Genomic DNA, 25079 nt, shown 5'->3' with positions numbered 1-25079 from the left:
CGGAGTCAGCATATGAGCGCTACCACCCACGCCGCCGCCGAAAGCCCTGAACCGGAATCCAAGGAAGCCCGCCTCAAGCAGTACCTCTGCGAGAAAGCGAGCGATGGCGAACTCTACTTCAAGAGCAAGTTCATCGCCGACGAAGTCGGTCTCTCCTCCAAGGAGATCGGCGCGCTGATGGTCAAACTGACCGACTGTGCCGAACTCGAAGTCGAGAAGTGGTCGTACACGAGTGCGACCACGTGGCGCATCGCTCCCGCGTAACTTCGGCTCACGGGTCCCCGTGTGCAACCGAACTCCCCGACAGCTTCCCGAACTCCACGCCCTGAATCCCACCCCGCTCCCACACCTCCACCACGTCCCACAACCCCCGCACCACAGCCACACCGTTCACACCACGGTCACATCCCCACCACGACCCGACCTCCGCTCCTCCGAACCCCTCGGAGCACCCGAATACAACCTGCCACGTCTTCCCTGAAAACGACCGCGCCGCCCGGTTCACATCCGAACTGGTCCCCCTCACAGCCCCTTCCACTCCCCTCGTCCCCTCACCTCAATCCCCCACAGTCCCCCTCTCCACCCCTCTCCCTCGCCCTATTTTCCTCCTTCGACGCCTTTGTAGTCCTTCGATGGGTTCGTTCGACCAGTGTCACTCGTCTCCGCTCTCACGTCCGCCGTTCTGCCCGTTCTCGCAGTCGCCGCCGTCGGTTTTCTCCTCGGAACCGTCCGTGACATCGAAGTCAGTGTGCTCGGAACCGTCACGATTTACGTGCTGACGCCTTCGTTAGTGTTTCACAGTCTGACCACCTCCTCGCTCGGCGGGGAAACCGTGGTCACGCTCGCCGCCGGCGTTCTCGCCTTCACCCTCGGGATGGCCGCCGTCGCCGAACTCGTCGGGCGTGCCCTCGGCGAGTCGGAACCCGTCCTCGGCGCGCTCGTCCTGTCGAGTACGTTTCCCAACGCGGGCAATTACGGGATTCCGCTCTCGCAGTTCGCCTTCGACGACGTCGGGCGAAGTACCGCCATCCTCTACATCGCTGCCCAGTCGGTGTTGACCTACACGCTGGGCGTCTACATCGCTTCGCGGGGCGACGAAACGTCGAACCTCGCCGCCGTCCGGGAAGTGTTCAAATTGCCGCTCGTCTACGCCGTTCTCGCCGCCGGACTCGTCCGATTCCTCGGTATGGTCCCATCCCCCGATTCCGCGATGATGAGTACGTTGGAACTGACAGGAAACGCCGCCATCCCCATCATGTTGCTCATGCTCGGGATTCAGTTGGCGAACACCGATTCCGGGGCGGCCGTCACCCGCGTCGGCGTCTCGAACGCACTGAAACTCGTCGTGGCACCCGTTCTCGCTGTCGGCGTCGTCTTCCTCCTCGGGTTCGAAGACCTCACCGTCGCACGCGTCTTCATCCTCGAATGCGCGATGCCCGCCGCCGTGACGCCGCTCATCCTCAGTATCGAGTACGACCGCAGTTCGGGCGTCGGATTGTCCGCCCCGGAGTACGTGAGTACCGCCATCTTCGTGAGCACGCTCGTGAGCGTTCCAGTCCTGACGCTTCTTATCGCCATACTCCAGTCCGGTGCCGTCGTCTAAGGGTTTATAGCCGTTCGTTCCGTAGTACGAGCGAATGGCTTCAACGGAGCCGCCCGACGCAGGGCCCTCGCTAGAACGGTTGCGCTCGGTGTTTCGAGTGTACGACGTTCGAACTGATGGCGAGCAGTTGGTCTATTACGGGGAACCGCTCGTCACCCAAGAGCGACTGATGCAGACCATTTGGCCGCTCTTCAGGGAACAGGGGTATGAAGTCTCGCTTTCGACGCGAATGGGGGAGTACGTTCTCGTCGCCGAACCGATTCGCCTCGGCCCGGACGGTGTTCCGTGGAAAAACGTCCTCCTGTTCCTCGCCACCGTTCTCTCGACGCTGTGGGCTGGGGCGCTGTGGTACCACGTCGACCCCGTTTCGAATCCGGTCGGGGCAGTCGCGGCGGCGTGGCCGTTCGCGTTCGCCGTACTGGGGGTACTCGGAACCCACGAGTTCGGTCACTACATCATGAGTCGCTACCACGGCGTGGACGCGACGCTTCCCTACTTCATCCCGATGCCGACCCTCATCGGGACGATGGGTGCCGTCATTCGGATGAAAGGCCAGATGCCGGACCGCGAAGCGCTCTTCGATATCGGCGTCTCCGGACCGCTCGCTGGGCTGGTCGCAACCGTCATCGTTACCGCAATCGGGTTGACGCTCGACCCGGTAACGGTTCCCGATTCGGTACTGCACAGCGCGAACACCATGGAAGTGCAGTTCGGCTACCCGCCCCTCCTGAAGGGTATCGCCGCCGTGATGGGCCAACCGCTCACCTACGACGACCCGGCGAAATCGGTCAACCCCGTCGTCATCGGCGGGTGGGTCGGCATGTTCGTCACCTTCCTCAACCTCATCCCGGTCGGCCAACTCGACGGCGGGCACATCGTCCGCGCGATGATCGGCGAACGACAGGAGAGCATCGCCGCGCTCGTTCCCGCGGTCCTGTTCGGCCTCGCGGCGTACGTCTTCTACGTCCTCGACGTGAGCAACGCGACCGTGTTGTGGGTCATCTGGGGATTCCTCTCGATGTTCTTCGCCTACGTCGGTCCGGCGACGCCCATCGACGACAACGCCCTCGACACGCGGCGGAAACTCCTCGGACTCCTCACGTTCGCCCTCGGCATCCTCTGTTTCACGCCGACGCCGATCAAGATAATTCCGTAACCGTCGATCGTTCGCCGCCTATCTATCTCTCCGTTATCCACGTTTACCGACTACTGACCGTCTTTCCCGTGCGTGTAGCCGCGGTCGGGGAGCGGTTCACCGTCGATGGTGACGGTGGCCTCCGAATCGTCACCTTCCTCCGTCACGCCCCCGACGACGGAGATCGGCGTGGGTGATGCGTCCCGTGCGTCCCCTACCTCGTCCTCCGGAACGGTGAACACGAGTTCGAAGTCCTCGCCGAAAAAGAGGCTCAGGTCCCGCTCTTCCTCCGCACCGTCCGCGACTTCACCGACGCTCTCCGCGACGGGAATCGACTCGCCGTCGAGTTCGAACCCGCACTCGCTCGCCTCCGCGAGTTGGTGGACCGACCGCGCGAGGCCGTCGCTCGAATCCATCATCGCCGTCGCAAACGGCGCGAGCGCCAGTCCCGCACCGACCCGCGGTTCGAACCGGAACAGTTCGTTGGCCCGTTCCGTCTCGCCCGTTTCGAACAGGCGGAGCGCGGCCCCGCTTCGGCCGAGCGTTCCGGTCACACAGAGCACGTCACCGGGGTTCGCACCCGAACGCAGCACCGGGTCGTCCGTTTTTCCGAGAACCGTCGTCGAAGCCGTGAACTCTTCGAACGTGTCCAAATCGCCGCCGACGTACCGCGCGCCGACCGACTCACACACGTCCCGCGCGCCCGCGACGAACGATTCGAGGTCGTCCGGTTCGAACGTCGGCGCGGCGTAGACGGCGACGCCCGCGACGGCGTCCGCTCCCATCGCGGCGACGTCCGACAGGGAGGCACCGACCGACCGCCAGCCGGCGGTGTACCGGGTCGTTCCTCGGGGGAAGTCGGTCGTCTCGTGTAGCATGTCCGTCGTCAGTACGTGTCCGTCGATGACCGCCGCGTCGTCACCCGCGTGGTCGAGTTCTCCCGCCAACAGACGGAGCGCGGCCCGTTCGTCCATACCCGTGCTTCTCTCACGGTGGGGAAAAAGACGAACGGTCTTCGCTGGCTTCAAGCCACCCCCACGATATTGGAAAGTAGATGCGTCTCGACTTGGGCGACGTGCGGACGATACTCGTCGGCTTCGTAGCCGCGCTTGCCGTTCTCGTCCTCATCTTTTCGCTCGCCGGTATCGACGAGGTGACGGCGACGCTGTCGATGGCAGACGGTCGCGTCGTCGCCGTCGTCGCCGTCGTCGCCCTCGGATGGCTCTTCGCGTGGTCGATGTCGCTCCGTACCGTTCTCCGCGTTCTCGGGATTCGAATCTCCGTCATCCGAGCGTTCTTCCTCTATTCGGGTGCGACGTTCGCCAACAACGTAACCCCGTTCGGACAGGCGGGCGGCGAACCGTTCGCCGCCCTCCTCATCTCACGGACGACGAAGGCCGACTACGAGTCCAGCCTCGGGGCCATCGCGAGCGTGGACTCCATCAACTTCGTGCCCTCCATTTCGTTCGCGCTCGTCGGCGTCGCCTACTACGCGACGGTGCTCACGCTCGGCGACACGGTGGTGATGATAGCGCTCGCCATCGTCGCGATCGCCGTCGTGGTTCCCGCCGCCGCCGTCTTCGGATGGCGAAACAGGACCAAGGTCGAGTTCGCTATCGCGAACAACGTTGTGCGCGTAGCCGGTGCTCTCGCCCGATTTATCCCGCGGCTCTCCCCGCCGACGAAGCCAGCGGTGATCCATCGACTCCGCGGATTCTTCGATGCCATCGAACGCATCGCCGGGGACCGCCGCGGACTGTTGCTCTCGGTCTTCTTCTCCGCGCTCGGATGGCTCCTCTCGTCGGTGTCGCTGTGGCTATCGTTCTACGCGCTCGGCTACACCGTCCCGTTCGCCGCGGTGTTGTTCGTCGTTCCCATCGGTAGCATGGCCAGTATCGCGCCGCTTCCCGGCGGTCTCGGTGGCGTGGACGCCGCGCTGGTCCTCCTGCTCGTTCCGATGGCCGGCGTTTCGGTACCGACGGCCAGCGCGGCGGCCATCATCCACCGCGGTGCGACGTACTTCCTCCCGGTCCTCATCGGCGGCTCCACGACCGCGATGTTGGAGGCTGACAACGCCAAAACCGGCAGCATCAACAGCGATTGACGGGAAACGCTCGCCCCCGTCGAACTCCGTAACGATGGCTTTAAACGCCGCCGCACGGAAATCTGTCGTATGACGACGCTCTACGACGTTCCGGCGGATGCGCTTATCGACGCGCTCGCCGACAAACTCGAGGATCGATTCGACCGACCTGACTGGGCCGAATTCACGAAGACGGGCGCACAGCGCGAACTCCCGCCCGAACAGGAGAACTTCTGGTACGTCCGTGCGGGAAGCCTCCTCCGAAAGGTCGCCATGAACGGCCCGATCGGTGTCGAACGCCTCTCGACCGAGTACGGTGGCAGCAAGAGCGGTTCGAACCGCTACGCCGTCGCACCGGCCCATCGTTCCGACGGCAGCAAGAAGGTCATCCGCGCCATCCTCCAGCAACTCGAAGAGGAAGATCTCATCCAGTCCAACGAACACCGCGGCCGCGAAATCACGGCCGAGGGTCGCAGCTTCCTGGACGACACGGCCGGCGAAGTCCTCTCGGACCTCGACCGTCCGGAACTCGAACGCTACGCGTAAACCGACCGCAGTCTTTTCGGCTATTCTCTCCCCGATAGTCTCCCGTATTCGACTGTTCGAGACACATCACCCGTGTTCCTCGCGGAACGACCGCCTCCGTAATTGTTTTTGGTCGTGCGCGGTAAACAACCGATAAGGTATGAGTGGAAGTCCCGACGACGACCGACTCGAAGAGCTTCGGAAACAGAAGATGGAGGAGCTACAGGACCAACAACAGCAGGAGGAAGCCCAACAGCAGGCCCAGCAACAGGCGGACGCGCAGAAACAAGCGCTCCTTCGCCAGTACCTGACCGACGGCGCGCGAAAGCGACTGAACTCCGTTCGAATGAGCAAACCGCAGTTCGCGGACCAGGTCGAACAGCAGATACTCGCCATCGCACAGAGCGGCCGAATCAACGGTAAAATAGACGACGCGAAGATGAAGGAGTTGCTCCGCGAACTGAAACCCGACAAGAAGAGCTTCAACATCAAGCGCCGCTGAGATGGACCTCGGACTCCTCTACAGCGGCGGCAAGGATTCGACGCTCGCCGCCCTCTTGCTCGACGACTTCTACGACGTCACCCTCGTCACCGCCCATTTCGGCGTGACGGACGATTGGAAAAACGCCCGCGACACCGCCGAGACGACGGGATTCGACTTCGAGACGGTCGAACTCGACGGCGACGCCGCGGCGACGGCGGTCGAACGCATGGTCGAGGACGGCTACCCACGAAACGGCATCCAGCACGTGCACCTCCACGCGTTGGAAGCCGTCGCGTCGATGGGCTTCGACGCCATCGCGGACGGCACTCGACGCGACGACCGCGTTCCGAGCGTCTCGCGCGCACAGGCCCAGAGCCTCGAAGACCGACACGACATCGACTACATCGTTCCGCTTTCCGGGTTCGGTCGCGGGGCGGTCGACCGCCTCGTCGCGGCGACGCTCGATGTGGAGTCCGGGCCGAGCGACGAGATTCGGAAGGCGGACTACGAGGCCGAACTCCGAACGCTTCTCGCCCGCGAGCACGGCGCGCAAACCGTGGACGAGGTGTTCCCTGCTCACGAACAGACCTACGTTACTGGATTCACCGAGCGACCGTAACTCCCGAATCCGACCATATCCCACCGATACCGTCCTCGAACGTCGGCCCTGTTTTTCGTGACGGTTTCTCAACGGACGCGTGCGGACACGGTAACAACCGACGAACTATACCCTCGGCTTCTGTATCGAATGTCGATGCGTGCCTTTCGAATCGCCTATGATGGTCGTCCGTTCTACGGATTTCAACGACAGCCGGACGTTCCGACGGTCGAAGATGCGATGTTCGAGTCGCTTCGTGCACTCGGTGTCACCGACACCGTCCCGGACGGGTATGCCGCCGCCGGTCGGACGGATTCGGGGGTGTCCGCTCTCGCACAGACGGTCGCGTTCGAATGTCCCGATTGGCTCACGCCGTCAGCGTTCAACAGCGAACTCCCGGGCGAAATTCGCGCGTGGGCAAGTACGGACGTCGTTCCCGCGTTCCACGCGACCCACGACGTCTACTATCGGGAGTACGTCTATCACTGCTATGCGCCGCGTGTGAACCTCGGATTGGCGAAGGACGCATCCGAGCGACTGTCGGGCGAACACGACTTTCACAACCTGACGTCGGACACGGACGGGACGGTCCGGGACCTCGACGTTCAGGTCGTTCGGGACGGCGATTACCTCGTCTTCACGCTCTCCGCGGGTGGGTTCGCCAGAAACCTCGTCCGCCGAGTCGTCTCGCTGATTCACTCCATCGCGACCGGTGACGCCGAGATGTCGAAAATCGATTCCGTCCTCGCGCCGGACTCCCTCGACGGAAATGAAGGCGTTCCCTGTGCACCCGCACATCCGCTCTATCTCTCCCACGTCGAGTACGACTGTGAGTTCTCGGTGGACGGCGCGGCGGTGAAAACCCTCCGCGACGTGTTCGGGGACCTCGCGGTCGAACGCCGAAGCAGAAGCCGCGTGGCACGCGACATCCGCCTCGGCGTGGAATAATTTTATCCCGGTTCCTCACTTTTTCGCGTCCATGGTTGACGATGAACTTTTGTGGGACGTAACGATAGACGTCGTTCTCGGCGTCGTTGCCATCTCCGTCGGACAGGTCCTCGGCGGTATCGCCGCGAGCGCTTTCGGTTTCCTCGGAATAATTCTGTATGCCGTGTTCGCGCTTGCCTCGCTCGTCATCGGCGTCTACCTCGTCGTTCGCGGGGCCGGAAAACTCGTCGAAGAAATCGTTTGGCGCGAAGTCAGACGCTTGGCTTAGTTCCAGTCCTCCGGCCAGACACCCGCCGCTCGCATTCCTTCTTCGTACTCCTGTTCGCGAAGGTTTTCCACGAGGTCCTCGGGTTTCGGTCGCGGAATATCTTCGCGGGCGGCCACCTCGCGGACGAGAAGCGCCGCCAGCATGGCGTGTTCGCGGAGGTTCCGGTCGTCCACCTTGTCCCGCGTGTCGGCGTGGGTGTGACCCCATCCTCGGCCGCGTTCTCCGGGCGCGCTGCTGTCCGGTTCGCTGTGCAGTTGCAGCGCCGGGACGCCCGCCTTTAGGAACGGCCAGTGGTCGCTGAACGGGTGGACGCCCTCCTGAAGCAGAATCGGCTGATTCGACTCCTCGGAGACGGTTTCGACGACCGAACACATCGTCTCAGAACCGTGGAGGTACGCCCGCATGTCGCGGAACCGTCCCGCGCCGTCGACGTTCACGACCGCTTTGACCCGGTCCGTGTCGAGCGACTCGACCAGCGCTTCGGCACCCAACAGGCCGATTTCCTCACAGCCGACGCCCACGACCCGGACGCGGGCGTCGAGGTCCGCCTTCGAAAGCAGGTGCGCCATCGCGACGACCACGGTGATTCCACACCCGTTGTCGAGGGCACCCTCCGCGATGTCGTGTGCGTCCAAGTGCGCGACGACGACCACTTCCTCGTCCGTCTCCGGGCCGATTTCCGCGACGGCGTTGTGACTCGTTCCCGGTTCGGTTTGGGCGTCCACTATCAACCGCGCCGTCGCGTCCTTCTCCGCGTATTCGGTCAACCACGCGCCGGACTCCTTGCTGACGCCGACGGCGGGAAGCGCGGCCTCGTCGCCGAACGTGAGCGAACCGGTCGGCGGTAGCTGACCCGGAACGTGGTTGTGGAAGATGAACCCCTCCGCACCCGCGGCGGCGGCGTAGCCGAACTTCTCCATCCGGTGGATGAACCTGCTGCCCTCCGGGGTCGTCGTGCTGGCGATGGCTATCTTTCCGGCCACGTCCTTTCCGTCTATCTCGTCCGGCATCCCGTGACCCACGTCCACCAGTTCCCCCCGGACGTCCCCCGCGATCGAATACGGGAGCGCAATGGTCTCGAACGACCGTTCGACGGGGTCCGTCAGGGCGAGTTCCGCGGACCCGCGACTCCAACAGTCCATGTCGAACGGTTCGAGGTGGGCGTTCCGCGCTCCGGCCCGTTCGAACCCCTCCACCACCAACTCCGCCGCCCGCCGCTCGCCGGGATGGCCGCCCATCCTGTTTTCGAGCTCCGTCAGTTTCGTCAGAAATTCCCACGGATAGTCGTCCTGCCACATCTCTCCGAGCGCGCCGCATATCTCCTCGGACATACAGGCCATGCGTCGTCATCCGTTAAAAACCTCTTTTTGGCGGAATTCCTGCTACCGGAATATCAACGTTTACGGGCAGGGTGGTTCTACGTATGGTATGAGTTCTGTTCCCGAACGGAGCAATATCGACGCCAAATACAAGTGGGATTTGGAGAGCATATACGCGACCGACGAGGAGTGGGAGGAGGCGTACGAGGACGTGGAGGAGCGCCTCGGCGAGTTGGAGAAATACGAGGGTCAGGTGACGGACGACGGCGAAACGCTACTCACCGTGCTTCAACTCTCGGACGAACTCGGACGCGAGGTGTCCATGGTCGCCTCCTACGCCCGAATGCGGAGCGACGAGGACACGTCCGATCAGGAGTATCAGGCGCTCGCCACGCGCGCCCAGTCCCTCGCATCGCGCGCCGGGAGCGCGACGAGTTTCGTCGAACCCGAAATCCAGTCGTTGGACCGCGACGAACTCGACCGGATGATAGCCGAGACGGACGGGTTGGAGACGTACGAACACGCCTTGGACGACGTGATTCGGATGAAAGAACACACCCGTTCCGCGGAAATCGAGAACCTCCTCGCGGAGTTCGGAGAGGTCACGGGCGCGCCGAACGACATCTACAGCATGCTCTCGAACGCCGACATGACGTTCCCGACGGTCGAAGACCCCGACGGGGAGTCGGTGGAAATCACCCAGAGCAACTTCGTCAACCTCCTCAAGAACCCCGACCGCGAGTTCCGCCGGACGGTGTACGAGGGCTACTTCGACGAGTGGAGCGACGTCCGAAACGCCGTCGGCGCGGCGTACAAGAACAGCGTCAAGGCCGACGTGAAGTACGCCCGTGCCCGGAACTACGACACGGCACGGGAGGCGGCGCTCGACGGGCCGAACGTCCCCGTCGAGGTGTACGACAACCTCCTCGACACCGTTCGGGACAACCTCGACAAACTCCACCGTCACGCGGAACTCAAGCGCCGAAGCCTCGACGTGGACGAACTCCGGATGTGGGACGTCTACATGCCGATGACCGACACCGAAAGCCCGGACCTCGACTACGACCTGGCGGTCGAGTACGTCGTGGACGCGGTGGGCGCACTCGGCGAGGATTACCAGTCGCGCGTCGCGGAGGGAATCGAGTCCCGATGGATCGACGTGTACGAATCACAGGACAAGCGAAGCGGTGCCTACAGCGGCGGGACCTACGACACCCAGCCGTTCATCCTGATGAACTATCAGGACGACATCGCGTCGATGTACACGTTGGCCCACGAACTCGGCCACTCGCTGCACTCGCAGTTGACGAGCGAGACGCAACCCTACGCCTACAGCGGGTACGAGATATTCGTCGCCGAAGTGGCGAGTACCGTCAACGAGGCGCTGTTGACCCATCACCTGCTCGAAACCGTCGAGGACCCCGATTTCCGCCGCCACGTCCTCAACGAGTACCTCGAACGGTTCCGTTCGACCCTGTACCGGCAGACGCTGTTCGCGGACTTCGAGTATCGCGCCCACCAAGTCGCGGAGAACAACGAGGCGCTCACCCCCGACAGGTTGGACGGGATTTACGGCGACCTGAAACGCGAGTTCTACGAACCCGCCGCCGTCGACGAGCGAATCGAGCGCGAGTGGATGCGTATTCCCCACTTCTACCGCGCCTACTACGTCTACCAGTACAGCACGGGAATCAGCGCCGCCGTCGCACTGGCCGACAAGATTCTGAAGGAGGGCGAACCCGCCGCCGAGCGGTACCTCGACTTCCTCAGCAACGGGTCGCGCGAGTATCCCCTCGAACTCCTTCGCGGTGCCGGCGTCGATATGAGTTCGCCGGAACCGATTCAGCGCGCACTCGACGTGTATGGGGAGCAGTTGGACGAGATGGAAGCGCTGCTCTGAGAGGGACGGTTCCGTACGTTTCGCGTCATCTCTGCTCCGTATTACGCGTGAAACCCCGAGAGTGAGCGTCGATAGTCGACCGATACCGACCTTCCGAGTCCACCCGCGACCCAAAGGCACTTTTAATGTGGCGCCATACGCTTGAACAAGAAATGTCACGCAGTCCATCCGTCCCAGACAGACCGACGCTCGAATTGGACCCGGAGATGTCCGACGAAGAGCGCCTGTCGGCGCTCCAAGAGCATTTCACGGATATCACGAAGGTCAACGACAAACTCGGTGAGCGCGTCGATGCGGCGGCCGACCGGCGGGAGGACCTCGCGGAGGAGGTCGACAAACTCCAGCGCGAGAACGAGATGCTGAAGACGACCTCGCTGTACGTCGCAACCGTCGAGGACGTGACCGAGGACGGCGTCATCATCAAACAGCACGGGAACAACCAGGAGGTGCTGACCGACATGGCGGTCCAACTCCGGGAAGACATCGAGGCGGGTGACCGCGTCGCGGTCAACGATTCGTTCACCATCCAGCGGTTGTTGGACACCGAAAAGGACGCCCGAGCGCAGGCGATGGAAGTCGATGCGTCCCCGGCCGTCACTTACGGGGACATCGGCGGCATCGACGACCAGATTCGGGAGGTTCGGGAAGCGGTCGAGGAACCCCTCGTCAACCCCGAGCAGTTCGAGGAGGCCGGTATCGAACCGCCGAGTGGCGTCCTCCTCTACGGCCCGCCGGGGACCGGAAAGACGATGCTGGCGAAAGCCGTCGCCAACGAAACCGACGCGACGTTCATCAAGATGGCCGGGTCCGAACTCGTCCAGAAGTTCATCGGCGAGGGCGCGAAACTCGTCCGCGACCTGTTCTCCCTCGCGGCGGAGCGTGAACCCGCCGTCATCTTCATCGACGAAATCGACGCCGTGGCGTCGAAACGCACCGACTCGAAGACCTCCGGTGACGCGGAGGTCCAGCGGACGATGATGCAACTCCTCTCGGAGATGGACGGCTTCGAGGACCGTGGCAACATCCGCATCATCGCCGCGACCAACCGCTTCGACATGCTCGACAGCGCCATCCTGCGCCCCGGTCGCTTCGACCGCCTCATCGAAGTCCCGAACCCGACCGCGGAGGGTCGCCGTCGCATCCTCGAAATCCACACGGACGGTATGAACCTCGACGACGACGTGGATTTCGACCGACTCTCCCGGGCGACGGAGGACTTCAGCGGTGCGGAGATAGAGAGCCTGACGACCGAATCCGGCATGTTCGCCATCCGCGACGGACGGACCGAAGTGACCATGGACGACTTCGATGGCGCGCTCGAAACGATGGAGGCGGGCGACCAGTCGACGGTGCCGAATCTGCGGTACGCGTACTAGAACCCACCTTTTTATTGCGAGGGTCGCGGAGCGACCCTCGATAAAAATCTGGACCAAAAGCGCTCCTCCTTCACTTCGCTATGCTCCGTTCAGTCGTCGGCCCGGAAAATCTTCGATTTTCCGGAGATGATACCGGTCTCCGCGGTTGCGTCGATCGCTGACACTTGTCGGTTGTGTCGGTTGCTGATTCCCGTTGTTTGCGTCGGTTGCTGTTCCCTTGCTGTTGTGAACATTCGGGTTTCGGTGGTTGTCTCGATTGCTGATTCTGGCGGTTGTGCCGTCGGCCGATTCCAGCGGTCGTGAAAGTTCGAGAAACGACGACGTTTGTCGAAGATTTCCTCTCCACGGAAAACCGACCTGCCATCCAAGAACTATCTTTCACCGCGTCGAAGGAGGTGTCTTTTTTACGTCCGAGGATGCGGAGTTTCGTATGCGAGTTGACCTCGGCAACGCTCTCGACACAGTTGCCTCACCCGGCGTTTCACGCGACGCGCTCTCCCGATTGGACGAACGCGTCTCCGACGCCCACGAGCGAATCGAAACCGGCCGCGCGAACGACGAACACGGCTACGCGTCGCTGAACCTCCCGCAAACCACCGACGCAGAGGAAATCCGAACCGCGGTCGAACCGTTCGCCGACGCCGAAGCGGTGCTCACCGTCGGCATCGGCGGCAGCGCGCTCGGGGCGGCGACGCTGGCGAACGGACTCGAATCCGACGTGGACGCCTACTTCCTCGACAACGTGGACCCCGAACACGTCGCGTCGCTCCTCGACCGACTCCCGCTCTCCGACACGGCGGTCAACGTCGTCTCGCGATCGGGAACGACGGCCGAGACGCTGGCGAACTTCCTCGTCGTCCGCGACGCGATGGAGGACGCGAACGTGGATTGGACGGACCGAACGTTCGTCACGACGGGCGAGGAGGGGAACCTCAGAAACCTCGCCGACCGTCACGACCTGCCCGCGCTCGACGTCCCCGACGGCGTTCCGGGTCGGTTCTCGATGCTCTCGACCGTCGGCCTCGCCTGTGCCGCGATTCAGGGTCACGACATAGACGCGGTTCTCGACGGTGCGCAAGCCGAGGCCGACCGACTTTCGGGGTCGCTGTTCGAGTCGCCCGCCTACGCCTACGGTGCGGTGACCTACGCGCTGGACGAACGCGGCGCGGGCATCAACGCCATGATGCCCTACGCGGAATCGCTCGAAACCTTCGCGGAGTGGTTCGCGCAGTTGTGGGCCGAAAGCCTCGGCAAGGACGGACTGGGCCAGACGCCGGTGCGGGCGCTCGGCGCGACGGACCAGCACTCACAGCTCCAACTGTACCGCGCCGGTCCCAGCGACAAGATGGTGACGTTCGTTCGGCCGACCGACCGGGAGGACCGCTCGATTCCCGAAACCGACCTCTCCGGCCTCGAATACCTCGGCGGCGGTAGTCTCGGGGAACTCCTCTCGGCCGAGTTCGAAGCGACCGAAGCGAGTCTCGCGGCGTCGGGACAGCCCAACGTCCGCCTCGAAATCGAGCGCGTGGACGAGTACGGACTCGGCGAACTCTGTTACTGTTTCGAAGCCGCGTGCGTTCTCGCGGGCGAACTGTACAGCGTCGAGACGTTCGACCAACCGGCGGTCGAGTGGGGGAAACGTGCCGCTCGCGGCCTTCTCGGTGGCGGCGACTTCGAGGAAGCGGACGAAGTTGCAGAAAAATCGACGCTTACGGTAGAATAACCGCCGTTCACAAAGCATATACCGACCGACGAACTTCGCTCGTATGTCCACTGCGTCGGACGCTGAACGGCGCATTTTCAGTATGTACAGGCGACATTTGATTCGCATGGTCGTTGTGATAGCCGTTCTCCTCTCAGCCGTTGCTGGCGTGACATCCGCGTGGGTATCACACGAATCCGGCGCGATGCGTACTACCCCGCTCAACCACGAGGAGACCACCGCGAACAACAGCTCGGTGTCGATTTATCACGAGGAGACCCCCATCGTTCTCGAAACCGCGGGCGACCAGTCGATCCGCGGGAACACGACGCTCGACCCGGGTACGAAATTCGAAGTGCAGATTCACGCCACGAATCAGTTCTTCATGTCCCAATCGGTGGCGGTTTCCTCCGACGGCGAGTTCGCCGCGGCGTTCAACTTCTCCGATTTCGAACCGGGGACGGAGTTCGGCGTGATCGTCGGGTTACCACGAAACAATTCGACGGACCTCGACGCCTTGGCCACCGTCGATGGGATTCTCCGAACCCGGTCGAACACGTCGGCGAACGATATCGCGACGACCGAAGCTACGACGACCGATTCGACGGCGTCCGCGACCACGACGGTGGCGTCGGAGACGTCCGAAGCGAGCACTTCGAAAGCGACCGAAACCACCACTCGAACCCCCAGCACGGACTTCGAAAAGGCGGCGGATGCACGCACCGAGAGCGAGGGGCAACCGGGATTCGGCGTCCTCCTCGCGCTCGTCGGACTGTCGGGTCTCGGCTTTTTCCGTCGAACCGACTGACCGGTCGGAGAACATTTACCGTCGTGGGCGCATCGTTTCGACATGGAAGACGGTACCGCGACAGGCGTCGGCGAGTCTTCGGCCCCTACATCGCTCGGCGAGATGGTGCGTGCAGTGCTCCAAAGCGGCGCGCTCGGTTTTTCGGGGCTCCTCGCCATCTCCGTGTGGGCGTCGATCCTCCTCGTTCTCGCCGGTGATCAGGTCGGAACCATGGTTCAATCCGGTCTCAGTGTCGTTTCCTTGGGTCTCGGGACGGGGACCGTCGCCCTCATTTTCCTTGCCGGGCGGGGACTGGGTCGCTCCTACCTCGATTTCAAAATTCCGACTCGACGCGACCTCGGCTACACCGCCGCGGGAATCGTCGCAATCTTCCTCGTGATGTTTCTGCTGTCGTTCCTGCTGACCCAACTCGGCGTCCGGACGGCGAGTCACAGCGTCGAGCAACAGGCGCGAAACGGCAACCCGGCCATTCTACTGCTTTTCATCCCGCTCTCGTGGCTCGTCATCGGGCCGTGCGAGGAGCTGCTGTATCGGAACATCATTCAGAAGTCGCTGTACGATTCTTTCTCGGAGTACGGTGCCGTCGTCGTCGCGAGTATCGTGTTTGCGCTCGCCCACGTCCTCGCCTACGCGACGGGTTCGACGCTCCTCGAACTGGTGGGGACGCTTCTCGTCATCTTCTTCCTCTCGCTCGTCCTCGGAACGGTGTACCTGAAGACGGGGAACCTCACGGCGTCAGCGCTCGTTCACGGGACGTTCGACGCCATCCTCTTTGCGTTGATGTATCTCCAGTTCGCCGGCTGAGTTCTGTCGAACGTGGACCGCGTTGTCTGCTCGTCCAGTCAGTTGGGGTTCTTCCGCGAGAGCGGGCTGCCACAGATGGGGCACCGGTCCTTGTTCTCGTCGAACTCCCGACCGCAGCCCGAACACTGGAACGACCAGTCGAGCTGTTCCTCGATACCGTCCTGCGCGATGACCTCGACGGTCACGTCCAATCGGTCGGCGACGTTCTGCATCGCGTAATCGTCCGTGACGAGGGTTCCATCGAGTTCGAACGCGGACGCGACGAGTCGGATGTCAGTATCCGAGAGCACGTCCAAATCGCCCGTGTGGTCCGCCGCGCGTTGCACCTTCTCGACGGCGTCGTCGCGGGGGATGTGAATGTGCATTCCCGAACCCTCCATGGCGTCGAATCGGAAGGCGTGTTCGCCTTCGAGTTCGTCCTGAACCATCGGAATCGACGCCGTCTGTTGGGTGGTGTGATACTCGTTGATGAAGGCTGAGGAGTCTAAAACGTACATTTACCGCTGAACGACGATGTAGTCTTTAACCGCTTGCACTCGGTTTACGGGTAGTTCGAAATGACCGTCTTCGTTGGTGTCGAGGTCGACGGTGTCTGTATCGAGCTGTTCGTCGGGTTCGACGACGAGGCTCGATAGCCCCCCCGTCTTCAGGTTCATCGTGATGTTGTAGAGCATTCCCAGTTCCGTACCGTCAGAACCCATGACGGCCTTTCCCGAGAGGTTTTCCGCGAGTATGCTCGGCATACGAGGTGATTACCGACCGCTACTACATAAACTCCACGGGGAGTAGCCGTCCGCTTCGACGGAATGTCCGGCGAATCGGTGGACGGCCGGACGAGCGTGGCGATGGAGTTAAATGCCGTGCGGGGCTGTTCTGTGATAAGAACTTCTCCCGGGTGGTAGGTATGTCGGACACAGATACACACGAAACGGAAACTCGATCCCTCAGGACTCCCATCGTCGCAGTCCTCGGTCACGTCGACCACGGCAAGACCAGCCTGCTCGACAAGATCCGCGGCTCGACGGTCATCGAGGGCGAGGCGGGAGCGATTACACAACACATCGGCGCGACGGCCGTGCCGCTCGACGTGGTGTCGAAAGTCGCCGGGAAACTGGTCAACCCGGACGACTTCGACCTGCCGGGGCTACTCTTCATCGATACCCCGGGTCACCATTCGTTTACGACCCTTCGTTCACGAGGCGGGGCGCTCGCGGACATCGCCATCCTCGTGGTGGACGTAAACGACGGCTTTCAGCCGCAGACGGTGGAGGCCATCAACATCCTCAAACAGTCACAGACGCCGTTCATCGTCGCCGCGAACAAGATAGACACGACGCCGGGATGGAACCCCGAGATGGACGCCCCGGTCCAGCAAACGTACGACGCACAAAGCGACCGCGCGCGCTCGACGCTCGACAGCAGCCTGTACGAACTCATCGGAGAACTCAGCGACGCGGGCTTTTCGGCGGACCTCTACTGGCGTGTGCAGAACTTCCAGAACAACATCGGCGTCGTCCCCGTCAGCGCGGAAACGGGCGAAGGCGTCCCCGACGTGCTCACGGTGTTGATGGGATTGGCCCAGCGCTACATGCGCGAGGACATGGAGATAGACGTGGCCGGACCGGGTGCCGGAACCGTCCTCGAAGTCAAGGAGGAGAAGGGCTTCGGGACGACCCTCGACGTGGTGCTGTACGACGGCACCATCCGAACCGACGAGACCATCGTCGTCGGTGGCATGAACGAACCCATCGTGACGGACGTCCGCGCCCTGTTGAAACCGCGACCGCTGGCCGAAATCCGGACCGAGGACCGGTTCGAAAAGGTCGATTCCATCGCGGCGGCGGCCGGGGTGAAGATCGCGGCACCGAATCTGGACGAAGCCATGGCGGGGGCACCCGTCCGCGTCGTCCGCGACCGCGAAATCGAGGACGTCGTCGAGGAGGTCCAAGCGGAACTCGCGGAAGTCGAGGTCAGTACGCAAGAGGAGGGCATCGTCGTCAAGGCGGACACCCTCGGCAGCCTCGAAGCCATCGTCAGTACGCTCGAAGAGGAAGAGATCCCGGTCATGCGTGCGGAGGTCGGCGACGTGGCCCCGCGGGACATCCGCTTTGCGACCACGGCGGACGAACGGAAGCACGAGACGATTCTGGCGTTCAACGTGGACGTCCTCGCCGACGCGGCGGACGAGGCGGAACAGCGTGACGTTCGACTGTTCGACAGCGACGTCATCTACCAACTCATCGAGGAGTACGAGGAGTACGTGGACGAGATGGAGCGCGCCCAGCAACGGACCGTCCTCGACAACATCACCCGACCGGCCCGTTTCCGTATCCTCGAAGACCACGTGTTCCGACAGAACGACCCGGCGGTCGTCGGCGTCGAAGTCATGTCGGGCACGGTGCGGAACAACTCCTTCGTCGCCAAGTTCGAGGCGAACGAACCGAAGCGCGTCGGCACCATCAAAGGGATTCAGGAGCAGGGAGAGGACGTGGACGAGGCACGCGCGGGAAGTCGCGTCAGCGTCGCCATCGACGGCCCGACGGTCGGCCGGCAGATAGACGAGGGCGACGAGTTGTGGATCGAACTCCCGGAAAAGCACGCCAAAATTTTGGAACAGGAGCTATCTGACGACATCCCCGGCGACGAACTCGAAGCGCTTCGGATGTATCTCGACAAACAGCGCAAACGCGACCCCTTCTGGGGCAAGTAAAACCCACGCGGGCGATACGGTGCGGGAGTTACGCTTTAGTTTTTCGCGGTAATAGTTTCCCCCGGAGGGATGAATCGTGCGTGTGAGAAGCCGATTCGACAGTCGTATCGCCCGCTGGCCGGTTTCGTACTACGACCTCGTCCTGCTCGCCGTGCCGTCCGTGTTGCTCGTCGGGTTGGTTGCGGCGGCGACGCTCTCGATTCCGTTTCACCTCGGAATAACCGTCGCAAGTATCGTCTCGGCGAGTTTCATCGCCGACGCGATGTTCAATCGACCGCCGTCGAAACGGCCGCCTAGCGGGCGGTCGGCGTGATTTTGTCCTCGATCGCTTGCTTGACTTGCAGGGCGGCACTGGCCGCGAGGCCGCGGGCGACTTCGTCGCGCTCTTCGGCGTCGATGAGTTCGTCGTCGTCGAGTTCGTGCGTTTCCGGTTCGAACCCGGCGCTGACGATGTGACCGACGGGAGGTTGCACCGACACGGACGCCTGCGGACCGGTGAGGCTGTTCGTCACCTGCGAACCGATGACGTACTCCTCGGGGAGGTACTTGCGAGTCAGCGTTGCGATATCCGTAACGCTGTCCCGTAGATGGCGCCGCTGCTCGGGAGTAAGTTCATCGACATCGACGGCCGCTTGTTGGCCGGCCGGCGTCACGTCGGGGGTGCCAGCGTAGGGAGTATTTCCATTCATTCGGGCTACTGCCCTTTGATAAGGGGGAGTGCCGTATAAACCCGTCGTCCCCGGAAACTAACAAATCGGCTCGCTTTCGCCGTACACCGCGAGGACGAGGGCGGTGACGTACGTTCCGGATTCGGCATCGGTGGTGACGATTTTCGTCTCTTCTCCCGAAAAATCCCAGTCGCGCAGGTCGCGGCCCGCGTCCAACCCCGCCCGGACGCGGTCTTCGATCTCCGTCGCGTCGGTGTCGCCGGCGGCCTCGTAGAACAGTCCCGCGCCGTCGCTCTCCGTCCATCCCAATCCGGCCGAGACGTGCCCCGGTCCGGCCCGCGTCGCGCGTGCCTCCACCACCGTCAGCCGATTTCCGGCCGGTCCGAGGTCGGGTGCGGTCCCGACCGTTTCGACCGGCGTGTCGGCGGGGATGACCGACGAAACGGAAACGAGGTTGTAGTTGTGAACGTTCGCCTCCGCCAGCGCGGCGTCGTACGACGACATCCTCGTCGGTCCGCTCGCGGTTCCCCAGACGACCCGAATCGTGCTCATGGTCGGTGGTCGGTCCGTCGCGGGAAAGGGTCTGTCGATTAACGCTCGACTTCGACCGAACTCCCGAGGTACTTCGAAATCACTTCCGACACCGAATTCGCCTTGAACGCCGCCAAATCCTCGGCGATTTCGGCCTTCAACGCGTCGTAATACTCCTCGTCGGTCTCGAAGGCACGATACTCGACGCTCGTCACGGGCACGCCCAACGCTTCGCTCGTCAACGTCCGAAAGTAGCGTTCGTCGCCGATGTTCCCCCGCCAGAGGTTGTCGCGGAAGAACTGCCATCCGTCCTCCCCCGGCGGGTCGGCGCGGCGGTACAGCCGCGTCTCGAACTTCTGCGGGTCGAGACCGACCCCCGGGACGTCCGGTTCGAGGCGGAACCGAACAGCGAAGACGTAGCGGGCGTCCATCAGCGCAGGTCGTCGAACCGCTCCGCCATCTCCACGTCGTCGTCCGTGATGCCGCCCTCCTCGTGACTCGTCAACCGAACCTCGACTTCCTTGTACCCGATAACCATTTCGGGGTGATGGAACTCCTCTTCCGCGACTTCGCCGACGTCCGTGGCGAACGAGACGCCGTCCAAGTAGTCGTCGAACTCGTACGTGCGAACGATTTCGTCACCCTCCCGCTCCCAGTCGTCCGGTTTCTGACTGTCTATCTCCTCGTCCGAGAGCAAATTCGCCATACGCCCATGAACGGGAAGGATGTAAATAAAGCCACTCGCCCAGCTTTTACGACGGTCGAGCGTTCGGCGCGGGTCGATTCGACCCGCGCCGAACCGTCTCCCTGTAAAAGCTGGACCAAAAGCACGGCGTCATCCCGCTCGGGCGCGTCGAAGACGCGCCCGAGGGGATTCCTTGGCCCGGAAAATCTCCGATTTTCCGGTGAGATGCTAGCGACCAGCGGTTGTGTCGTTAGCTGGTTCTGGTGGTTGTGTCGCCTGTTGATTCGGAGAGAAGTCGCTATTCAGTTTCCGGTAGTCGTGAAAATTCGCGTTCCACTCCTCAGTCGTCCGCCGTCGATTCGAGTTGTTCGGCGACGAACGCTGGCGGTTCGTCGCTGAACTCGGGGTCGAACAGTTGCAGCGCGGTGTTGATGGTCGTCCAGTCGTCGTTCGCGGCGGCGTCGCGGAGGCTCTCGGTCGGCGGAGCCAGCAGTTGGGACACCAGCGCGTCGGCCATCGACTCCACGATGGCGCGCTGTTCCTCGTCGAAGTCCTCCGATTCGAGGCGCGACAGCGCCGTTTGGAGTTCGCGCTCTTTGACCTGTTCTGCTCCGGCGTACATCCCGGCGATGACCTCGTCGGCCCGCTTTCGCTTGTACTGTTCGAGCAGGTTCTCGAACTCGCGGTCCACCATCGCCTCGACCGATTCGGCGGCGGCGCGCCGTCGCGCGCGGGTCTCGTCCGTCACCGATTCCAGCGCGCCCATGTCGTGAACGACGATTCCATCGAGCGCCGACACGGCCGGAGAGACGTCCCGCGGTTGGGCGATGTCCACGACCAACAGCTCACCGCAGTCGTCGAGAAGGGTCGCGTCGAGGACGTGCCCGTCGCTTCCGGTCGCGGTGATGACGACGTCCGCACGCGGTAGACAGGCCGGGAGCGCGTCCAAGCCGACGGCGCGGCTGTCGAGCAGGCTCACGGCGTCCGCGACGGTCTCCGCGCGTTCGATGGAGCGGTTGGCGACGATGAGCGTCTCGACGCCCGCGTCGGAGAACGCGTGGGCTGCGATGGTCCCCATCTCCCCGGCACCGATGACGAGCGCCGTCGCGCCGTTCAACTCCCAGTGGTCGTCCGCGAGCGTCACAGCGGCGCTGCCGACGGAGACGACGCCCTCGTTGATGGCCGTCTCGGCGCGCGCGCGCTCGCCGACGTGAATCGCCTTCGTCAACGCCTCCTCCAGCATCGGGCCGACCGCACCGACGGTTTGAGCCGACGTGTAGGCGTCGCGTACCTGCCCGATTATCTGGTCCTCGCCGAGGACGAGCGACTCCAACCCCGCGGCGACGCGGAGGAGGTGCCGAAGGCTCTCCTCGTGGCTCATCTCGACGACCGCCGGGTCGTTCGCGTCCGGGACGAAATCGGCGAGTACCGTCCGTCCCGTCGCCGGCGCGTCCGTGACGACGTATGCCTCGAATCGGTTACACGTCTGTAACACGAACGACTCCGAGACTTCCGGCTCCCCGGCGAGTCGTGCGACCGTCTCTCGTTCGTCGGTGTGGCAGGCGGCCGCCACGTCGTCGAGACTGGCTCGCTCGTGGGTGATTCGAATCCCCGAGATGACACCGGTACTCGGCGTCACAGGTCCTGCCTCCGGTGAATAGAAGATACACAGTTCATACGAAACACTCCGGACGTTCTTATGCCGTGTTTGGGAAGGCGCGTACGTAAAGCCTTCTAACTTCCCTCGTGCGTGTCACCCCTCGACGCCCGTCACGTCGAAGCCGAGGTCGCGGATGTCGTCCAGTATCGCGCCGTGGTCGGCGCTGGCTTCGTAGTAGAACACGACGTCGAACGTCCCGTCGCGAAGCAACTGTTGGCATTCCCAGACGAACTCCTCGTCCGCGAGCGTCAGCCCCTGATGTTGATTCGACGAGAAGTTCGTGTCGTCGCTTCCGGAGTAGACGTAGGTATCGCGCGGGTCGTGGCCCGCGTGTTCCGCGATGATGTCGCCGACGTCCACCGACGCTTGGTGCATCTCGATGTCCTCGTCGCTCCCGAGGTCGGTGTGGACGATGGCTCCGTTGAGTTCGATGTCTCCCGGTTCGAGCAGTCGCTTCGTGCGCTCGTAGAGGTCGTCGTCGATGACGCTGTCCATACCTACGGATAGGCGTGGCTGCCGTTATACGACCTACGGTTATCGTCGCGGCTCGAAAATTGATAGTTTCGCGCGGCAGCGTGAACTCCCGCGAGAATCAGTTACTACTGATGCGTTTACAGGCGCTGGACGTTCGTCGCGCGCGGTCCTTTGTCAGCCTGTTCGATGTCGAATTCGACTTCCTGCCCTTCCTCGAGGTCCGGGCCACCGACGTCTTCCATGTGGAAGAACACGTCTTCGTCTGCATCGTCAGTCTCTATAAATCCGTAGCCGCCGGTGTCGTTGAAGAAGTCAACCGTACCTTTCGCCATTGCGTTCTACCAAAGTAATCCCATACTTAAAAAGCTATGCAACTGCCAATGTGGGATGTGACCAAATGCCACGATACTCGGAGGACAAGGCTGATACCCGTCGGGTGAGTGGAAACGAACAAGACGATGTTGAGGTGGGTTCGGCGGCAACTGGAGACGGCCTACGAACGGCAGTTACGGCGAAGCGTTTCGGGTGCGCCCACCCACGTCGCGGTGATTCAGGACGGGAACCGCCGCTACGCCAGCAAACAGGGCGAAAAGGCCTCCGACGGCCACCGTGAAGGCGCGAAAACGACCGAGCGCGTTCTCGACTGGTGCGACGAAATCGGCGTCGAGGAACTGACGCTGTACACCTTCTCCACGGAGAACTTCGAGCGCCCCGAACACGAGAACGAATCCCTGTTCGACCTGCTCGAAGACAAACTGTACGAGTTCGCCGACGCCGAGCGCGTCCACGACAGCGGCGTCTGCATCCGTGCTATCGGCGACGTCCAACGGCTTCCCTCCCGCATCAGGGAGGCCATCGAGTACGCGGAGAGTCGAACGAACGACTACGACAACTTCGTCCTCAACATCGCACTCGCCTACGGCGGCCGGAACGAACTCCTTCGCGCGGCCCGCGACGTCGCCCGCGAAGTCGAATCGGACGAGTTGGACCCGGAGGACGTCTCCGTCGAAACCATCGAGTCGCGGTTGTACGCCCGCCCGCTCCGCGACGTGGACCTCATCATCCGAACCGGGGGCGACGAACGAACGAGCAACTTCCTCCCGTGGCACGCGAACGGCAACGAGGCCGCCGTGTTCTTCTGTACGCCGTACTGGCCCGAATTCTCCAAAATCGACTTCCTGCGCGCCGTTCGAACCTACGAATCCCGCGAACAGTCGTTTCGGCAGGCGAAAGTGCAGCGCGCGCTCGCGCTCGTCCGTGCCGTCGGCGGCGTGGAGTTGGACGAAGCGCGCTCCATCCTGAGAAAGTTCGCGGAGTACGTCCCCGACGGCGCACCGGTGGAAGAGGTAGAGGGCGGCGACGAACGACAGACGACGAAGTGACGTTTTCTAAATCGAATCCAACAGCGAGTCGCTCAGTCGTGACAGCGATCCGATCCCGCCGGTCTCGACGTTCCTCGTCACCGGCGTCGGACCGGACGTAACGATCGGGGTTCCGCTCACTCGGAGGGTAGCGTCGTGTATCGTCGTCCGCGGACCGTCCTCGATGGTGATACCGTCGCGGTTGCCGAAGTACTGTTGGACGCTGATGTTCGAAAATCGGCATCCGTCCCGCCCCGTGAGCAGGACGGCGGTTCCGTCCGGGGCGGTGCCGTAAATCGAGACGTTCTCGCAGGTGACGTCGTGGTTCGACGGGAGGTGGTCCATGCTCGGCATCGTGGACGGGCGGTATTCGGTGGTCGGAACGCGAATGCTGATGGCCGGGACGCTACAGTTGGTCTGGACCGTCGTGTTCGCGATTCGAGCGGTTCCGAACTGCTTTTCGACGACGATACCCCCGGAACTGTACGTCCCGGTCAGATCCGTTATCTCGACGGTACAGTTATCGACCACTGCGTTCGTTCCCTCCTCCAACCAGATTCCCCGCATGTTGGGCTTCGCCGCGGGGCTTCGCGGGTTATCGACCCGTGCGGTCGCGTTTTCCACGCGCGCACCGCTCGTCCCCCCGCCGATTCGTATCTGGTCGATGCCATTGTTCGCGTACGTGCCGCCGCGGACCAGCAGCGGCCCGGAGTGCGGGGACGCATAGAGGCCCTCGGCCCAGTGTTCGACCCGACAATCGACGAATTGCAGCGAACCTTCGCCGCTGTGGGTGAAAATTCCGTTCCCCTTTGTCGACCCCCCTCGCATGCGAACGCGCTCGACGAGGAGCGACGCGGACCGCTCGGGAACTTCGAGTTCTAGCCCACTCCGCGGGGTCGTTCCGTGGTGCCCTTCGAACTCGACGTCCCGGAGGACGTTTTTCTTCCCCGCGACGGAGAAGGCCACGACGGGGGTCGCCGTGGGGTGCGTGTAGTCGAACGTGAACCCGTCGAACAGGAGGTTCCGCACCGGTTCCCCGTAAATCCAGTTCCCCTGTTCTTCCGGTGGAACGAGCAGCGTGGCGTCGTTGCCGACGAACCCGCAGTTCGAACGCCCCGAAAGGTCGAGGTTCGAGAGTCGGTACGTCCCCGGCGGGAAGTAGCAAAGCGTCCCGTCGCGTATCGACCGGTTCACTGCCGAATCGACCGTTTCGGTTCCCGTGTCGTCCACGTTCAATTCGCTGACGTCGACGACTCTCTCGAACCGGTCGCGATACGGACCGACGACCGACTCCTTGCTCGGCGTGGATTTCCCGCCGCATCCGGCAATCGCCGTCGTCAGCGCGACACCGGCCGCTCGGAGATACGCACGTCTCGTGGTCCCGTCGTTCGGCGTCCCCATCCCACTCACAGTGAGCGTCGTCTTCTATTTGAGAAT

General features: G+C 62.9%; 29 protein-coding genes. 17 read left to right on the top strand and 12 right to left on the bottom strand.

What is annotated here, in order from left to right; genetic code table 11:
* Window positions 1-12 precede the first annotated feature (12 nt).
* The 3 genes from LJF34_RS13440 (at window position 13) to LJF34_RS13430 (ending at window position 2759) form a co-directional block, all read left to right on the top strand.
* Complete coding sequence (locus LJF34_RS13440) at window positions 13-264, top strand: hypothetical protein (protein ID WP_231185525.1); 252 nt, start codon at window positions 13-15, stop codon at window positions 262-264.
* Window positions 265-649: 385 nt separating this feature from the next.
* Complete coding sequence (locus tag LJF34_RS13435; protein ID WP_231185524.1) at window positions 650-1603, top strand: AEC family transporter; 954 nt, start codon at window positions 650-652, stop codon at window positions 1601-1603.
* Window positions 1604-1637: 34 nt separating this feature from the next.
* Window positions 1638-2759 (top strand): site-2 protease family protein, encoded by a 1122-nt coding sequence (locus LJF34_RS13430; RefSeq protein ID WP_231185523.1) that lies wholly within the window; start codon window positions 1638-1640, stop codon window positions 2757-2759.
* Window positions 2760-2809: 50 nt separating this feature from the next.
* On the opposite strand, the gene thiL is transcribed toward LJF34_RS13430, so the two are convergent.
* The gene (gene thiL, locus LJF34_RS13425; RefSeq protein ID WP_231185522.1) at window positions 2810-3712 is read right to left on the bottom strand and encodes a thiamine-phosphate kinase; all 903 of its coding nucleotides are present in this window, start codon (window positions 3710-3712) and stop codon (window positions 2810-2812) included.
* A gap of 80 nt (window positions 3713-3792) precedes the next feature.
* On the opposite strand from thiL, the gene LJF34_RS13420 reads away from it, so the two are divergent.
* From LJF34_RS13420 to LJF34_RS13395, 6 genes are all read left to right on the top strand, one after another.
* Window positions 3793-4842, top strand: coding sequence for a lysylphosphatidylglycerol synthase transmembrane domain-containing protein (locus tag LJF34_RS13420; RefSeq protein ID WP_231185521.1), 1050 nt, complete (start codon window positions 3793-3795; stop codon window positions 4840-4842).
* Window positions 4843-4911: 69 nt separating this feature from the next.
* On the top strand, window positions 4912-5367 hold the full coding sequence (locus LJF34_RS13415) for a 30S ribosomal protein S19e (protein ID WP_231185520.1): 456 nt from the start codon (window positions 4912-4914) through the stop codon (window positions 5365-5367).
* A gap of 139 nt (window positions 5368-5506) precedes the next feature.
* Complete coding sequence (locus LJF34_RS13410; protein ID WP_231185519.1) at window positions 5507-5848, top strand: DNA-binding protein; 342 nt, start codon at window positions 5507-5509, stop codon at window positions 5846-5848.
* A 1-nt stretch (window position 5849) separates the two neighbouring features.
* Window positions 5850-6449 (top strand): asparagine synthase-related protein, encoded by a 600-nt coding sequence (locus LJF34_RS13405; protein ID WP_231185518.1) that lies wholly within the window; start codon window positions 5850-5852, stop codon window positions 6447-6449.
* Between the two features lie 135 nt (window positions 6450-6584).
* Window positions 6585-7376, top strand: a complete 792-nt coding sequence (truA, locus tag LJF34_RS13400) for a tRNA pseudouridine(38-40) synthase TruA (protein ID WP_231185517.1) — start codon at window positions 6585-6587, stop codon at window positions 7374-7376.
* A 31-nt stretch (window positions 7377-7407) separates the two neighbouring features.
* A complete protein-coding gene (locus tag LJF34_RS13395; protein WP_231185516.1) occupies window positions 7408-7644 on the top strand; it encodes a hypothetical protein in 237 nt (78 codons plus the stop codon).
* Here the strand turns inward: LJF34_RS13395 and LJF34_RS13390 are convergent.
* Window positions 7641-8975, bottom strand: coding sequence for a M28 family metallopeptidase (locus LJF34_RS13390; RefSeq protein ID WP_231185515.1), 1335 nt, complete (start codon window positions 8973-8975; stop codon window positions 7641-7643). The two genes, LJF34_RS13395 and LJF34_RS13390, sit on opposite strands and share 4 nt — an antisense overlap.
* A 97-nt stretch (window positions 8976-9072) precedes the next feature.
* Between LJF34_RS13390 and pepF the strand changes: the two genes are divergently transcribed.
* The 5 genes from pepF (at window position 9073) to LJF34_RS13365 (ending at window position 15553) form a co-directional block, all read left to right on the top strand.
* A complete protein-coding gene (gene pepF, locus LJF34_RS13385) occupies window positions 9073-10863 on the top strand; it encodes an oligoendopeptidase F (RefSeq protein ID WP_231185514.1) in 1791 nt (596 codons plus the stop codon).
* Window positions 10864-11015: 152 nt separating this feature from the next.
* On the top strand, window positions 11016-12239 hold the full coding sequence (locus tag LJF34_RS13380) for a proteasome-activating nucleotidase (RefSeq protein WP_231185513.1): 1224 nt from the start codon (window positions 11016-11018) through the stop codon (window positions 12237-12239).
* A gap of 430 nt (window positions 12240-12669) precedes the next feature.
* Window positions 12670-13962, top strand: a complete 1293-nt coding sequence (locus LJF34_RS13375; protein ID WP_231185512.1) for a glucose-6-phosphate isomerase — start codon at window positions 12670-12672, stop codon at window positions 13960-13962.
* A gap of 106 nt (window positions 13963-14068) precedes the next feature.
* Window positions 14069-14749 (top strand): BGTF surface domain-containing protein, encoded by a 681-nt coding sequence (locus LJF34_RS13370; RefSeq protein WP_231185511.1) that lies wholly within the window; start codon window positions 14069-14071, stop codon window positions 14747-14749.
* 42 nt (window positions 14750-14791) lie between these two features.
* Window positions 14792-15553 (top strand): type II CAAX endopeptidase family protein, encoded by a 762-nt coding sequence (locus LJF34_RS13365; RefSeq protein WP_231185510.1) that lies wholly within the window; start codon window positions 14792-14794, stop codon window positions 15551-15553.
* Window positions 15554-15591: 38 nt separating this feature from the next.
* On the opposite strand, the gene LJF34_RS13360 is transcribed toward LJF34_RS13365, so the two are convergent.
* Both LJF34_RS13360 and LJF34_RS13355 read right to left on the bottom strand, forming a co-directional pair.
* Window positions 15592-16050 carry an NOB1 family endonuclease gene (locus tag LJF34_RS13360; protein ID WP_231185509.1) on the bottom strand — a complete coding sequence of 153 codons (459 nt, stop codon included), beginning with the start codon at window positions 16048-16050 and terminating at the stop codon, window positions 15592-15594.
* Complete coding sequence (locus LJF34_RS13355; RefSeq protein WP_231185508.1) at window positions 16051-16296, bottom strand: PRC-barrel domain-containing protein; 246 nt, start codon at window positions 16294-16296, stop codon at window positions 16051-16053.
* Between the two features lie 161 nt (window positions 16297-16457).
* Here LJF34_RS13355 and infB point away from each other — a divergent pair, with 161 nt between their 5' ends.
* Complete coding sequence (infB, locus tag LJF34_RS13350) at window positions 16458-18263, top strand: translation initiation factor IF-2 (protein WP_231185507.1); 1806 nt, start codon at window positions 16458-16460, stop codon at window positions 18261-18263.
* Window positions 18264-18345: 82 nt separating this feature from the next.
* Entirely contained in the window at window positions 18346-18576 is a 231-nt protein-coding gene (locus LJF34_RS13345) for a hypothetical protein (RefSeq protein WP_231185506.1), read from the top strand.
* On the opposite strand, the gene LJF34_RS13340 is transcribed toward LJF34_RS13345, so the two are convergent.
* The 7 genes from LJF34_RS13340 to LJF34_RS13310 all read right to left on the bottom strand — a co-directional run bounded on the left by LJF34_RS13340 (window position 18557) and on the right by LJF34_RS13310 (window position 22613).
* Window positions 18557-18952, bottom strand: a complete 396-nt coding sequence (locus LJF34_RS13340; RefSeq protein ID WP_231185505.1) for a DUF5811 family protein — start codon at window positions 18950-18952, stop codon at window positions 18557-18559. The two genes, LJF34_RS13345 and LJF34_RS13340, sit on opposite strands and share 20 nt — an antisense overlap.
* A gap of 57 nt (window positions 18953-19009) precedes the next feature.
* Complete coding sequence (locus LJF34_RS13335) at window positions 19010-19483, bottom strand: pyruvoyl-dependent arginine decarboxylase (protein WP_231185504.1); 474 nt, start codon at window positions 19481-19483, stop codon at window positions 19010-19012.
* Window positions 19484-19521: 38 nt separating this feature from the next.
* Entirely contained in the window at window positions 19522-19893 is a 372-nt protein-coding gene (gene lwrS, locus LJF34_RS13330; protein ID WP_231185503.1) for an LWR-salt protein, read from the bottom strand.
* On the bottom strand, window positions 19893-20168 hold the full coding sequence (locus LJF34_RS13325; protein WP_231185502.1) for a 4a-hydroxytetrahydrobiopterin dehydratase: 276 nt from the start codon (window positions 20166-20168) through the stop codon (window positions 19893-19895). The genes lwrS and LJF34_RS13325 overlap by 1 nt, the downstream gene beginning before the upstream one ends.
* Before the next feature lie 319 nt (window positions 20169-20487).
* Window positions 20488-21786 carry a glutamyl-tRNA reductase gene (gene hemA / locus LJF34_RS13320; protein ID WP_231185501.1) on the bottom strand — a complete coding sequence of 433 codons (1299 nt, stop codon included), beginning with the start codon at window positions 21784-21786 and terminating at the stop codon, window positions 20488-20490.
* Between the two features lie 114 nt (window positions 21787-21900).
* Window positions 21901-22302 (bottom strand): DUF5778 family protein, encoded by a 402-nt coding sequence (locus LJF34_RS13315; protein ID WP_231185500.1) that lies wholly within the window; start codon window positions 22300-22302, stop codon window positions 21901-21903.
* Window positions 22303-22418: 116 nt separating this feature from the next.
* Window positions 22419-22613, bottom strand: a complete 195-nt coding sequence (locus tag LJF34_RS13310; RefSeq protein WP_231185499.1) for a cold-shock protein — start codon at window positions 22611-22613, stop codon at window positions 22419-22421.
* Between the two features lie 126 nt (window positions 22614-22739).
* On the opposite strand from LJF34_RS13310, the gene uppS reads away from it, so the two are divergent.
* Window positions 22740-23663: a polyprenyl diphosphate synthase gene (gene uppS, locus LJF34_RS13305; protein WP_231185498.1), complete on the top strand. Its 924-nt coding sequence runs from the start codon at window positions 22740-22742 to the stop codon at window positions 23661-23663.
* Window positions 23664-23669: 6 nt separating this feature from the next.
* Here uppS and LJF34_RS13300 read toward each other — a convergent pair whose 3' ends face one another.
* Window positions 23670-25043, bottom strand: coding sequence for a hypothetical protein (locus LJF34_RS13300; protein WP_231186322.1), 1374 nt, complete (start codon window positions 25041-25043; stop codon window positions 23670-23672).
* Window positions 25044-25079: the final 36 nt, after the last annotated feature.

This window comes from Haladaptatus sp. DYF46, assembly GCF_021083305.1.
Taxonomy (GTDB): domain Archaea; phylum Halobacteriota; class Halobacteria; order Halobacteriales; family Haladaptataceae; genus Haladaptatus.
This window is presented reverse-complemented; position numbering and strand designations above follow the sequence as displayed.

What these genes read in the sequence shown, in the direction of transcription:
- LJF34_RS13370 (WP_231185511.1), top strand. Translation starts at nt 14,069, where the DNA reads ATGGTCGTTGTGATAGCCGTTCTCCTCTCAGCCGTTGCTGGCGTGACA.
- LJF34_RS13430 (WP_231185523.1), top strand. Translation starts at nt 1,638, where the DNA reads ATGGCTTCAACGGAGCCGCCCGACGCAGGGCCCTCGCTAGAACGGTTG.
- LJF34_RS13325 (WP_231185502.1), bottom strand. Translation starts at nt 20,168, where the DNA reads ATGGCGAATTTGCTCTCGGACGAGGAGATAGACAGTCAGAAACCGGAC.
- LJF34_RS13340 (WP_231185505.1), bottom strand. Translation starts at nt 18,952, where the DNA reads ATGAATGGAAATACTCCCTACGCTGGCACCCCCGACGTGACGCCGGCC.
- LJF34_RS13415 (WP_231185520.1), top strand. Translation starts at nt 4,912, where the DNA reads ATGACGACGCTCTACGACGTTCCGGCGGATGCGCTTATCGACGCGCTC.
- LJF34_RS13365 (WP_231185510.1), top strand. Translation starts at nt 14,792, where the DNA reads ATGGAAGACGGTACCGCGACAGGCGTCGGCGAGTCTTCGGCCCCTACA.
- LJF34_RS13335 (WP_231185504.1), bottom strand. Translation starts at nt 19,483, where the DNA reads ATGAGCACGATTCGGGTCGTCTGGGGAACCGCGAGCGGACCGACGAGG.
- LJF34_RS13375 (WP_231185512.1), top strand. Translation starts at nt 12,670, where the DNA reads ATGCGAGTTGACCTCGGCAACGCTCTCGACACAGTTGCCTCACCCGGC.
- LJF34_RS13310 (WP_231185499.1), bottom strand. Translation starts at nt 22,613, where the DNA reads ATGGCGAAAGGTACGGTTGACTTCTTCAACGACACCGGCGGCTACGGA.
- LJF34_RS13390 (WP_231185515.1), bottom strand. Translation starts at nt 8,975, where the DNA reads ATGTCCGAGGAGATATGCGGCGCGCTCGGAGAGATGTGGCAGGACGAC.
- lwrS (WP_231185503.1), bottom strand. Translation starts at nt 19,893, where the DNA reads ATGGACGCCCGCTACGTCTTCGCTGTTCGGTTCCGCCTCGAACCGGAC.
- LJF34_RS13440 (WP_231185525.1), top strand. Translation starts at nt 13, where the DNA reads ATGAGCGCTACCACCCACGCCGCCGCCGAAAGCCCTGAACCGGAATCC.
- LJF34_RS13395 (WP_231185516.1), top strand. Translation starts at nt 7,408, where the DNA reads ATGGTTGACGATGAACTTTTGTGGGACGTAACGATAGACGTCGTTCTC.
- thiL (WP_231185522.1), bottom strand. Translation starts at nt 3,712, where the DNA reads ATGGACGAACGGGCCGCGCTCCGTCTGTTGGCGGGAGAACTCGACCAC.
- LJF34_RS13300 (WP_231186322.1), bottom strand. Translation starts at nt 25,043, where the DNA reads ATGGGGACGCCGAACGACGGGACCACGAGACGTGCGTATCTCCGAGCG.
- LJF34_RS13355 (WP_231185508.1), bottom strand. Translation starts at nt 16,296, where the DNA reads ATGCCGAGCATACTCGCGGAAAACCTCTCGGGAAAGGCCGTCATGGGT.
- LJF34_RS13315 (WP_231185500.1), bottom strand. Translation starts at nt 22,302, where the DNA reads ATGGACAGCGTCATCGACGACGACCTCTACGAGCGCACGAAGCGACTG.
- LJF34_RS13360 (WP_231185509.1), bottom strand. Translation starts at nt 16,050, where the DNA reads ATGTACGTTTTAGACTCCTCAGCCTTCATCAACGAGTATCACACCACC.
- pepF (WP_231185514.1), top strand. Translation starts at nt 9,073, where the DNA reads ATGAGTTCTGTTCCCGAACGGAGCAATATCGACGCCAAATACAAGTGG.
- LJF34_RS13380 (WP_231185513.1), top strand. Translation starts at nt 11,016, where the DNA reads ATGTCACGCAGTCCATCCGTCCCAGACAGACCGACGCTCGAATTGGAC.
- uppS (WP_231185498.1), top strand. Translation starts at nt 22,740, where the DNA reads ATGTTGAGGTGGGTTCGGCGGCAACTGGAGACGGCCTACGAACGGCAG.
- truA (WP_231185517.1), top strand. Translation starts at nt 6,585, where the DNA reads ATGCGTGCCTTTCGAATCGCCTATGATGGTCGTCCGTTCTACGGATTT.
- LJF34_RS13405 (WP_231185518.1), top strand. Translation starts at nt 5,850, where the DNA reads ATGGACCTCGGACTCCTCTACAGCGGCGGCAAGGATTCGACGCTCGCC.
- infB (WP_231185507.1), top strand. Translation starts at nt 16,458, where the DNA reads ATGTCGGACACAGATACACACGAAACGGAAACTCGATCCCTCAGGACT.
- LJF34_RS13410 (WP_231185519.1), top strand. Translation starts at nt 5,507, where the DNA reads ATGAGTGGAAGTCCCGACGACGACCGACTCGAAGAGCTTCGGAAACAG.
- LJF34_RS13420 (WP_231185521.1), top strand. Translation starts at nt 3,793, where the DNA reads ATGCGTCTCGACTTGGGCGACGTGCGGACGATACTCGTCGGCTTCGTA.